The organism is Ketobacter sp. (genome assembly GCF_003671495.1).
In the GTDB taxonomy this organism is placed as follows: Bacteria; Pseudomonadota; Gammaproteobacteria; order Pseudomonadales; family Ketobacteraceae; genus Ketobacter.
In genome coordinates this window covers 190,586-199,163 of record NZ_RCHN01000019.1, presented here as the reverse complement: position 1 = coordinate 199,163, position 8,578 = coordinate 190,586, and the positions used below count along the sequence as shown (strand labels likewise).

7 protein-coding genes are annotated in these 8,578 nt (G+C 56.5%); 1 reads left to right on the top strand and 6 read right to left on the bottom strand.

What is annotated here, in order from left to right; all coding sequences use genetic code 11:
- Nucleotides 1-128: 128 nt before the first annotated feature.
- From D9N14_RS10015 to D9N14_RS09990, 6 genes are all read right to left on the bottom strand, one after another.
- A complete protein-coding gene (locus tag D9N14_RS10015; protein ID WP_290579236.1) occupies nucleotides 129-806 on the bottom strand; it encodes a hypothetical protein in 678 nt (225 codons plus the stop codon).
- A gap of 57 nt (nucleotides 807-863) precedes the next feature.
- Nucleotides 864-2,027: a thiolase family protein gene (locus D9N14_RS10010; RefSeq protein WP_290579235.1), complete on the bottom strand. Its 1,164-nt coding sequence runs from the start codon at nucleotides 2,025-2,027 to the stop codon at nucleotides 864-866.
- A complete protein-coding gene (locus D9N14_RS10005) occupies nucleotides 2,027-2,422 on the bottom strand; it encodes a Zn-ribbon domain-containing OB-fold protein (RefSeq protein WP_290579234.1) in 396 nt (131 codons plus the stop codon). Before D9N14_RS10005 ends, D9N14_RS10010 begins: the two co-directional genes overlap by 1 nt.
- 61 nt (nucleotides 2,423-2,483) lie before the next feature.
- Complete coding sequence (locus D9N14_RS10000; protein WP_290579233.1) at nucleotides 2,484-3,545, bottom strand: acyl-CoA dehydrogenase family protein; 1,062 nt, start codon at nucleotides 3,543-3,545, stop codon at nucleotides 2,484-2,486.
- A complete protein-coding gene (locus D9N14_RS09995; RefSeq protein WP_290579232.1) occupies nucleotides 3,542-4,747 on the bottom strand; it encodes an acyl-CoA dehydrogenase family protein in 1,206 nt (401 codons plus the stop codon). Before D9N14_RS09995 ends, D9N14_RS10000 begins: the two co-directional genes overlap by 4 nt.
- 26 nt (nucleotides 4,748-4,773) lie before the next feature.
- Entirely contained in the window at nucleotides 4,774-5,718 is a 945-nt protein-coding gene (locus D9N14_RS09990; protein ID WP_290579231.1) for an oxidoreductase, read from the bottom strand.
- Between the two features lie 638 nt (nucleotides 5,719-6,356).
- On the opposite strand from D9N14_RS09990, the gene D9N14_RS09985 reads away from it, so the two are divergent.
- Nucleotides 6,357-8,570, top strand: coding sequence for an acyl-CoA dehydrogenase family protein (locus tag D9N14_RS09985; RefSeq protein ID WP_290579230.1), 2,214 nt, complete (start codon nucleotides 6,357-6,359; stop codon nucleotides 8,568-8,570).
- Nucleotides 8,571-8,578 lie beyond the last annotated feature (8 nt).

Sequence of the window (8,578 nt, the reverse complement as noted above, 5' to 3'; positions counted from 1 at the left end):
GCGGGTCTTACGCTTCTTGTGATTGTATTCTGCCTCTGAGAAACTGAGTTGATCCATATTGTCCACCATTCATGTGATTCCTGGATTATGCCATACGGGTGGACTTAATCAGAGCATCCCTAATTGTTTTAAAACTCTATTGTTGTTTTAGTACTGACTGAGACGCTCACATCATCCAGTGGAGTTCCGTCGCCCTGGCTGAAGTCTCTGATCAAGCCTATGCGGGTAGCCACTACTGCCCTTTCAGGCTGGAATGTGTAGCAACTGGCCGGCATTTTTGTGGCATCCGACTGCTTCTCAAGTGGGATGATGCGACCGTTGGCAAGCATGTTTCCCCACTGTAACAGGCGCGCCGGCTCTTGCAGCTCCGGCGCCAGGGTGTCTATCCAAACCCGTAGTTTGTCGAGCCTGATTCCCGCAGCACCCTTTGGCTCCACAATGTGAAAGCCTGATTCTTTCCAGCACAACAATGATCGTTGATTGCGCTTTATTTCCGCTTGCCGATGTTCATTCACCGGATCTGACACCTGAATGTCGTAGATCGTCGGTGTGTCATCACCGGCATGGCGGGCGGCGAGTAACGCCAGGTCATACAGGTGGGTACAGTGTGTGTGCTTCTGCCCCACCGTAGGGAACTCGCTCAGAGCCTGCCCTTTAAACGTTTTGACCAGCTCCGCTGGCGCTCCGGGGCACGTGCTCCAGGGGGCCCGCTGTAGATCCGCAATGACGTCCGTTGCCTTGCCCTGCTCGTGGTGGAGGAGCACCGTCATACAGTGGAAGTCATCTTCCACATCCGCTTGAATCACCCCCGGCGCCGGAGTCAGGCGGATACGACGCCAAAATCCCTGGGCAGACACTGCGCGTCAATCCCGCGCCAGTAACAACGCCGTTGCCAATGGACCGCCACCGGAGGTGGCCACCGCCACTTTGGGGTCGCCCTTGATCTGGCGATCACCACCCAGGCCTCGCAGTTGTACCACCGCCTCATGAGCAAACCCGAATCCATGCAGGCGGCCACCACCAATCTGTCCACCAAAAGTGTTGAGAGGAAGCTCGCCATCCAGGGCGATGCGCTTGCCACCTTCGATAAAGCGACCGCCTTCTCCCACTTCGCAGAAGCCCAGCCCTTCAAGCCAGGTGAGGGTGAGAAAGCTGAAGCCATCGTAGAGTTGTGCAGTGTCCACATCCGCCGGGGTGTAGTCGGTACGCTGCCACAGGTCCCGACCGGTGGCGTAAGATGCCATCCACTCCGCCTGATCCCAACTGTGACGATCTACACTGCCGGCCATCGCTACAATGCGAATGGGTGTGCAGGTCACTTCGTCGAGGGCATCGCCTGCTGACACAATCAGTACGGTTGAAGCATCTGTGAAACGGTCACAGTCGTACAGGCAGATGGGATCGGCCACCATGCGGGCGGACATATATTCGTCCAGGCTCAGCGGTTTCTTCACCAGTGCCCGGGGGTTCAACAGGGCGTTGGCCCGGTCGGTCAGCGCGATCTGTGCCAGTTGTTCCCGGGTCAGGCCATATTTTTTCACATGGCGCATGGCGTATTGGGCAAACCAGGTGGCTGGGGACAAGGCGTTGAACGGGGCCGTCCATTGAGCGCTGCCCTCTACCCGGTCGCGGCGCGGCATGGGGTACTCATCGGGCCGGGCCATGGCAGCGGCTTCATAAACAGTGCGGTAGCAAATAACATGACGGGCCTGGCCGGAACGTATAGCGCCAACCGCAGCCACCACCGCGCCCAACTGGGATGAGATTTCGCCACCGCCTGCATACCAGGTCGCCTTGATGCCCAGCGCATCAATCAGCTCGTCGGCGCCAATGGGCGAAAAGCCCAGCATTTGCGGCACACGACCTGGATAGGTGGAGACCCCATCAATCTGGTGGATGCTCAACCCCGCTTCAGCCAAGGCTTCTTTTACCGCATCCACCGTCAACAGCAGCGGATGCCGTTGCAGGTTCTGCCCGATTTCGGACTGCCCTATTCCGGTGATGTATGCTTCATTGGTTTTCGTCATCAGGATATCTTTTCGAACAGCGGCAGATAAACATCGTCCTGGCGCTCAAAGGTTACTTTCACGCGGTCACCGAACTCCACCTCGTCAACGCCACAACCGATGATGTTGGTGGTGAGGTACACGCCCGGGGCACCATCCAGTGCTACTCTCGCTACGATAAACGGCACTTCCATTTTCGGGTGCCAGGCCTGGTGGTTCACGGTGTAGGTGTCCACCACACCGGTGCCCTCAACCGCCTTGGCAGCGACATTGTCCGACAGGCAGTGACGGCACACCGGACGCGGTGGATGGATAAACGCATCGCAGTCATTGCAGTACATAATCCGCAGTTCGTTGTGCTCACCACCGGTCCAGAAGTCGCGGTTGAAGGCGTCGAGTTTGGGTAGAGGCCGCATTCGCTTACATTCCTTAATGTACACCACTGGTGATTACTATAAAGCATGGCGAGGCCATAGTCTATGCACATTTCCCTGACTGCAAATTGCCTGAATTTTCAATCAGATCCAGAGCCAGATTAGATGCATATGCGGCGCCAGAACCGCTCAATTGCTCGCTCAGTAAAGCCCTTTTCAAAAATAAATGGCAGGGATGCTCATCCGCCATGCCAATGCCACCATGCAACTGCAGGCAGTCTTCGGCCACCTGGGTAAACATGGTGGTGGCAAACATTTTGACACCCCTGGCTTTGATGCCGAATTGCGGGTTGTCCAGATCCCCTTCCAGCCTGCGCAACGCGTCAAACAGCATGGCCTCGGCGGCGACAATGGACGCTTTCATATCCGCACAGCGATGCTTCAGCGCCTGGAACAGGGCCAGCGGGCGTTTGAACTGAACTCGGGTCTGCAGATGCTCGATGGTCATCTCAAGCATGGTTTGGGCGCCCCCGATGGCATCCGCCGCCAGGTAGAAGTCCCGCAACGCCGCCAAGCGTTGAATCATAACCCGCGCTGACTCACCTTCGGCCACAATATGATGTTCACTGAGCGGTACCTGATCCAGCTCCACGTCAAAGAGCCGCCGGGTCAGATCCCAGGTAGGTTTCGCGGTGATGGCCACCCCGGGCTTGCGCAGATCCACCAGCACCACCAGGTCATTACTGTCGGTCCACAGGAGCACGTGCTGAGCGCTGTCTGCGGATTGCACGCCTGTGGCGCTGCCATCCAGACGTGAGTCGCTAACGTGGAGGCTGCACTCCGCCAGGCAGGTGGTGATGAGACCACCTGCGAAGACCTGTTCCAGCCAGGTATCACGCTCCGATTGCTCGGACCCACAGATAGCATCCAGCGCCAGCATGGCGGGCAGGTAAGGTGCCCGCGCGAGGCCGCGGCCCAGTTCACAGTGCATGGTGCAGGCGCCCTGTACTCCGGCCTCAAGACCACCGAGACTCTCTGGCACCGTCACCATCAACCAGCCCAGTTCAGTAAGCTGCGACCACAGCTCTGATTCGTCGGCTGCGATTCCGGCGGCGTCTATGACCCTGCGCGTGGAATCCTGTAGCTCCTTCAACTCAAAGCTCATGCTTTACCCTCCGCCAACTGCCAGCTTTTCGGTTCCCGCGGCATGCCGAGCATACGCTCGGAGATAATGTTGCGCTGCACTTCGTTGCTGCCACCGGCAATGGACCAGTTGTAGGAATTCATAAAATCCAAGGTCCAGTGTCCGGTTTCCTGGGTGGCTCCCCGCATAAAGCCGGAATAATATTGGGCCTGCAGTCCACCGATTCGGACACCCAGCGCGGCAAACTCGCGCAGGGTCTTGGCATAGAAGAGTTTGACGATCGACGCATCACCCACCTGCTCATCACCCATGATTCGCTTCATCAGGTATTGGTCTGCCAGGGCGCAGGCGGCATCTACATTAGCGATCAGCTTACCCAGGTCACGATGCACCACCGGATCATGTTCGCAGCCGTTTTGGCGCATGGATTGAACCAGCATGGGTAAGGCATACCGCATGCGTTGGGTCAACTCCACCAGCGTCAGCCCGCGCTCAGATGCCAGGGTGGCCTGAGCCACGGCCCAACCCGCGCCTTCCTCCCCTACCCGGTCTTCAACTGCAACTTCCACGTCATCAAAGAAGATCTCGGCGAATTCGTCATCCCCCGTGATCTGGGAAATCGGTCGTACCGAAACGCCTTTGGTTTTCATGTCCAGGAGCAGATAAGTCAAGCCAGCCTGTGGTGGCCCGGAGTTATCTGTTCTCACCAGCAACAGGCAATAGTCGGCGTACTGGGCCATGGTGGACCATATTTTCTGACCGTTGATGACATAACGGTCACCACGTCGTTCTGCCTTGGTACGCAGGGATGCAAGGTCGGAGCCTGCATTAGGCTCAGAAAAGCCCTGACACCAGATTTTGCCTTGCAGAATGCCATCCAGATACTTTTCCCGCTGCTGGTCTGTGCCACATTCAAACAATGTACAGGCCGCGTGGTACAAGGCGACAAAATACAAAATCAACCGCGGCGCATCTGCGCGCGCCACTTCCTCAAATATGACTTTTTGTTCCGCCAGGCTACGGCCGCCACCCAGCCAGCCCTGGGGCCAGTGCGGAGTGGCGTAACCGGCAGTGGACAGTTTCACGAACCAGTCTCGCTGTGCGGCAACAAAGGCATCCTGCTCAACGTTGGTCATTGCCTCACGCCAGCCGGTGGGCACATTGCTTTCAAGCCAGGCGCGAACCTCTTGGCGTAATGCTTCAATACGGTTTTCTGTAGTCATGATGAAACCTTGTAATACCCTGGCTGTCAGCAGCCGGACTCCAGGCTGTTGGATTTGGTCTCCAGGTCCGCGAGGTAACTCACGCCGGTCAAAGATTCTGATATGGCCCAAATGCGCTTGCCAAACTCCACGTTCTTTGCCAATGGATTGATCCGCGCCGGACCGGGTTTGCCTTTGATTTCGAACCAGCCAGTAGGCCCGTAATAGTCACCGCCTTCCACGCCGTTTTCACTGGCCGCATACAGAATCGGCTGTGCCGCCTGATTGGGAGGCCCCACTATCCAGGCTTCCATTTTGTTCTGGTACCACTGACCGAACCTGGTGCTGGGGGTAGTGGCACCGGTTTTGCGCCCCATGTCGGTGGCTGCGAAACCGGGATGGGCCCCCAATGCTATGGTGTCACTGCCGGTCAATTGCAGGCGCCGGTTCAGCTCCTGGGTGAAACTGGCGGTTGCGATCTTGCTTTGCGCATACGCTTTCCAGTGATTGAACTTACGCTGATTCCAGTTAGGATCGTTGAAATCAAACTTGCCGAAACGGTGTGCCAGGCTGCCCACATTGACAATGCGGGTCTGCCGGCTCGATTTAAAAAAAGGCAGCAGCAGCCCTGTGACCGCAAAGGCACCCAGATAGTTGGTGGCCAAGTGCAATTCGTAACCCAGGCTGTTACGGTGCAGGTGTGGTGTCACGATCCCGGCATTATTAATCAGAATATCCAGCTCTCCGATCTCATCGGCAAACTGCCGGGCGAACTCATTGATGGAGGAAAGCTCTGATACATCCAGTGGAAGAATGTCAATGTTGCCTGCGGGAACCTGTTCCAGCAATTCGCTACGTGCCTGCTCCGCCTTGTCTTTACTTCTGCAGGCCATTACCACGCGGGCACCCTGCTGGCAAAACGCCAGGGCAACCTGATAGCCGATCCCTGCATTTGCCCCGGTAATTACCACTGTCTTCTCTTTACCACTCATCCCGGTCTCGCTTTTGCTCCACGCCCTCGGCGGGCTTTTATATTTATTTTACGTTGAGGCTCATGTGAATCAGGCCCTAGACCTGCTCTCCCCCACTCGCATCTGGGCGTTCGTCACCAGCATTGATTGTTGCAGTTGGTTACTGCTATTGGGTTCCGTAAATGCGTGCGTTATTCAGACGCTGCAATGGCTTGTGAAAGCCCTTCAAATGATTCTCACTGACACTCAGAAACTTAGACAGCTTTTGTGCCACAAATTGCGTTAATAAACAACCCTGTTGACCAATAAATGTGTTGGGTGCTAGCATAGTTCAGGTTAAAAATGAGTACCTGCCCGCCCTGCCAAACGTGCTAAGTGATGGCGCCTGATGCGAAAATTTCCTTCATGGAATCAGCAATATAGCATCACAAAAAAAGATTAGGGCAAGCTCTTTGAGGCATCGAACACATTCTGCTGTGTCACGTGATCAACTTCACCAGCAATCAGGCACCAGCAATCATGGCGATCTCTTTAATAGGGATATAAAGATAAAAATAAGGGCGCTCCTGTTTTGGGCCAGCCGGACACCGCAAGCGAGCATGTCGGCTTAACTTCATTACAGGCCGCTCCTCCAAAATCAGATTACGGAGTTGTCCTACATGAATTTACACCTCTCAGATGATCAGCGAATGATGCGCGAAAACTTTGCGCGCTTTCTCACGGAAGAAAGCAGCATGCAGAGAGTCCGCGCAGCGCAGCCCAAAGGTTTTGATCCGGCGCTGTGGCAAGGCCTGGCCGAGATGGGTGCGTTCTCAATGCGGGTGCCGGAAGAAGCCGGCGGCCTGGGACTGGGTGTACTGGACGCTGTGGTTTTGATGGAAGAAGTCGGCAGAACCCTGGCTTCTGGTCCGATTGCGGAAACCCTGGTGGCAACCCGGCTGTTGGCGCTGTTGGGCACGGAAGCCAATGGCGCTGTGCTGGATAAGTCGGTGCAGGGTCAGGCCGTGATTACACTTGCCTATCACGACCTGGCTGAGGCACCGGTGCAATGGGTGGCCGGCGGCGCGGTGGCCCATTACGTAATTGCCCGCCAGGGGGATATGGTGGTGCTGGTGGACGTGGCCGGTATCGACGCTCGGGAAGAAGACAATCTGGCATCAACCCCCATTGCTGAGCTCAATCTGGCGGCCGCGCCCAAGACGCCACTGGCAGAAGACGGCCACGGCATTACATTGTTCAACCAGGCCATTGAAGAATGGAAATTATTGGTGGCTGCAGCACTGTCGGGCTTATCCCGCGAGGCGGTGCAGTTGGCATCCGCCTATGCCTGTGAGCGGGAAGCCTTTGGGCAACCCATTGGTACCTATCAGGCGCTGTCACACCCATTGGCCGACCGCATTACGGATATTGATGGCGGCAAGTATTTCATCTGGAAGGCCATTCACGACATCGCCCACGGCGAATCAGACGCCGCCGCCCAGGTTTCATTAGCGGCCTGGTGGAGCGCCAGGACTGCCGGTAAAGCCGTGCTGCACGCCTTGCACGTGTTTGGGGGCTATGGCCTGACCACGGAGTACGATATTTATTTGTACAACCTGCGCGCTAAAGACTGGTCGTTGATTCTGGGTGATCCGGAACGTCTGTTGGAAGAAGGTGGTCGTCGGCTGTATGCCGGAGAGACCGCGGAGTTACCGGATGTGGGTGAAGTGTCCATTGATTTTGACCTGGGTGAGCAGGCCCACCAGATGGCGGCAGAGCTGGACGACTTTTTCACCAAAACACTGACCCCTGAATTGAAAGCCAAAGCCCACTATTCGTTTGACGGATTTGATGCCGGGGTACACAAAAAGCTGGCGGAAGCCAAGCTGTTGTTCCCGGACTGGCCGGTTGAATGGGGCGGTCGTGCAGCACCTCCCTATTCCATGAGCGCACTTTCCCATATTTGGGAGAAGCACGGCTGGAGCCATCATGCGGTGGGAACCACCTCCATGGTGGGAACCATGATCCGCCGTTTTGGCAGTGATGAATTGAAGCGGGATGTGCTGAGTAAAATCGTCAGCGGCGACGTGATCTGCAGCCTGGGTTACTCCGAACCCCATGCCGGTTCTGATGTGTTCGCGGCTAAAACCCGAGCCACCCGTGATGGAGATGGCTGGCGCATCGACGGTTCAAAGATGTTCACCAGCGGGGCCAATATCGCACAATATGTATTGATGCTGACCCGCACCAACACCGAAGTGGCCAAGCACAAAGGTCTCACCATGTTTGTCGTGCCGCTGGATGCGCCGGGCGTGGAAGTGCAACCGGTATACACCTTCCAGGAAGAGCGTACCAATATCACCTATTACGAAGGGGTGAAGATCCCGGACAGCTATCGCCTGGGTGATGTGGACGCCGGTTTGAAAGTCATGGCCGCCGGCCTGGAGCTGGAACACGGTGGTGGCAGTTTTGCCGGACACCAACGGGCAATGGTGGATGCGGCTGCTGAACTCTGCCGTGACATCACCTATGGCGGACGGCCGTTGATTGAAGATCCCCATGCCCTCAAACGGTTGGCCAAATCCATGGCGCATTTCTACCTCACCGAAATGATCGCACGCCGCTCCCTGTGGTCAGCGGTGGAGAAGCTGCCCAATCTGGGATATGGGCCGATGGCCAAGATGTTCTCCTCGGAAAAATTCCTGGAAGACGCAGCCGATTTACTGGATCTCACGGCGCCCTACTCATTGGCGAATCGCGAAGGGCCTGCCGGGGAATTGAATCTGTGTTATCGGCACGCCCAGGGCACCACCATTTATGGCGGAACCAGTGAAATTCATCGCAGCATGATCGCGGAACGGGCGCTTGGCCTGCCCCGCAGCCGCGCCAAATAGCCTGGAAC